This window comes from Halococcus thailandensis JCM 13552 (assembly GCF_000336715.1).
GTDB classification, from domain to species: Archaea; Halobacteriota; Halobacteria; order Halobacteriales; family Halococcaceae; genus Halococcus; species Halococcus thailandensis.
On sequence record NZ_AOMF01000098.1, the window covers coordinates 1 to 2,182 of the forward strand.

Sequence of the window (2,182 nt, forward strand, 5' to 3'; positions counted from 1 at the left end):
CACCCGCTCAACCAAAACAACCATGAGCTGTGACCTCACAGTCGAGGCTACCAGAGGCAAAGTCTAGAGGACTTTGCGACGCGACCAATCCGTTTTCATCAGTAACGCTGAGTACAACCGTCTCGTCGATGATTTTCAGGTTGATCGGTACGCTCCCATCGTATCGATAGACTGGCACCTCATTCGCAATCATCTCTTGAAACCACTGCCTCATTTCACAGTTCTCAGTAACGGTATCAATCGCCTCATGCGTGAGTATGACCTCCGTTCGTTGCTTCCCCTGAATGACTGTCTCGTAGTGAGGACGTGATGCATTCGGATCGATTGCCTGTTTGAGAATGCGTGTTCGATCAGCGGAGTCGAGCAACTGACCGACGCGTCGTGCGGGCGCAGCAGGATCGGACGAGGTTGCTTCAGTTATCTGTGCCCCCTGAAATTGATGAAATTCGATTCCAAGCTCATCGAACGGTAGGTATTGGGCAATTCCCTGAAATTGGCGAATCGTCGTAGCGGTATCCAGCAGCTGAGTGATATCGCTGGCCATAGCTGAGCCGAACCGAGTCGTCGTATACTCCGCTCCGTCTTGTGTAACCCATTCTCGATCCTCGAGCTGCCTAAGCAAGCGACTCAATGTAGCCCGTGATATACCAAGCCGATCAACAAGCTCGTCTCGGTCCCGTGGTTTCTCTGCCAACAACTGCATCGCACGGATGCGTGTCTGTGCCCGCGCAAGAAACTGAAGATCCTCGAAAGAATCGGTCATGGAGGTGAATCAGTGATATAGTCTCTTAGGCTTGGGGGGCTCCTGCTGGCCACGCATTATCTGGATTCGATTGCGAACGTTGATCAGAAGGGTACCTTCTTTGGATCAACATTGGAGCAGACAGATGATTTGTAGAAAATCGAAATCCGATCCTGAAAACGAAAATCGCTCATCTCGACAGACCGTAACATCGATCTGACTGGCGAATCAATAGCGTGTACCAGAGTTGTGAGTCTCCAAAGCGGACCTTCCGACATAGTTTGTAAAGCACCCACATTAATGTAATCCTTACTGTATGTAACTCACACAAGACTTATTACGAAACTCCATGGTCTTTCGCTAGAGATGAGGGCCACTAATCCCCATCATGACGCGGAGAGCGCACAGAATAACAAGAACGGCTCATCACAGTTCAGTGATGTCACACGGCGTCGCTTCCTCGTAGCGGGAGCAGCTGGGGTAGCTAGTTTTGGGACGTTTGGGAGTGCGACTGCGACTCCCAACAAACATACACTCACTATCGAAGGATTTGGCCAGACTACGACGTATTCATTCACTGTCGGAAACAACCTCGAAAAGAGTACGGCCGGCGGCGCGAGCGTTAATCGAAGCGATCATATCATTGATCGGAGCGCCCATGGGGCGGTCAAGAACGGGAAAGATGCGTATACGTTCACCGGCAATCTCTATTCGTTCGACTTCGATCGGTCAGGCGAGATCAACGTCTTGCTCGATGGCGAACCGGCCCACGTCGGTAACCGACCCGATCACACGCTTCTTATCGAGGGATTCGGCACGAATACACCCTACTCGTTTTCGACCAGCACATATGCTACCAAGAGCGATGCCTACGGAGCAAGCAGGAACGAGAGCGACCATGTCAATGCATACGGTGCTTCCGGTGCGGTGCAGTCCGGAAAGGACGCGTATACGTACGACGGACGCCTTCAATCGTTTTATTTCCGTCCATCGGGAGAGGTTCGGGTGACCATCGATGGGAAAGCTGCCCATGTCGGCAGACGACCTGACCGGAAGCTGACGATCGTTGCTCATGGCGAGTACACCCCCTACGAGTTCTCGGTCAGTGGTTCGATTCGGGAAGTGCTACAGAAAGACGACGGCCAAGACACTCTCGAAAGCACATTGGTATCTGGTGCTGTGAGCGGCTATGGATATGACGCGTACGCCTATGACGGTTCCCTAGCAGCACTCACGTACCCAGATGATACCTCACCCGGTGTATACAGCAACGACGAACTAGTAGCCAAAACCAACTAACCACAGGGGCGATTCCCTCACACGAACTCACTCCTCGATTTCGATCAGATCTCGATAGCGATTTCGGATCGTGACCACAGAGATATCGGCAACGTCGCCAACGGCTGTTTGAGTGACTTTCTCGTTGGTGAGCAGCGCGCC

Annotated in this window: 1 protein-coding gene and 2 pseudogenes; 1 reads left to right on the top strand and 2 read right to left on the bottom strand. The window is 52.2% G+C overall.

Annotated features, from left to right (window positions below; all coding sequences use genetic code 11):
- Positions 1-94: 94 nt before the first annotated feature.
- Positions 95-763 (bottom strand): annotated as a pseudogene (locus tag C451_RS04260) (helix-turn-helix transcriptional regulator); the annotation flags it as partial.
- 345 nt (positions 764-1,108) lie between these two features.
- Between C451_RS04260 and C451_RS04265 the strand changes: the two are divergent.
- Positions 1,109-2,041: a hypothetical protein gene (locus tag C451_RS04265; RefSeq protein WP_007738073.1), complete on the top strand. Its 933-nt coding sequence runs from the start codon at positions 1,109-1,111 to the stop codon at positions 2,039-2,041.
- Between the two features lie 27 nt (positions 2,042-2,068).
- Here C451_RS04265 and C451_RS23615 read toward each other — a convergent pair.
- Positions 2,069-2,182 (bottom strand): annotated as a pseudogene (locus C451_RS23615) (transcription initiation factor IIB 2); the annotation flags it as partial.

Bases quoted from the DNA above. Each gene is read 5' to 3' on its own strand.
- C451_RS04265 (WP_007738073.1), top strand. From the start codon at position 1,109: ATGAGGGCCACTAATCCCCATCATGACGCGGAGAGCGCACAGAATAAC.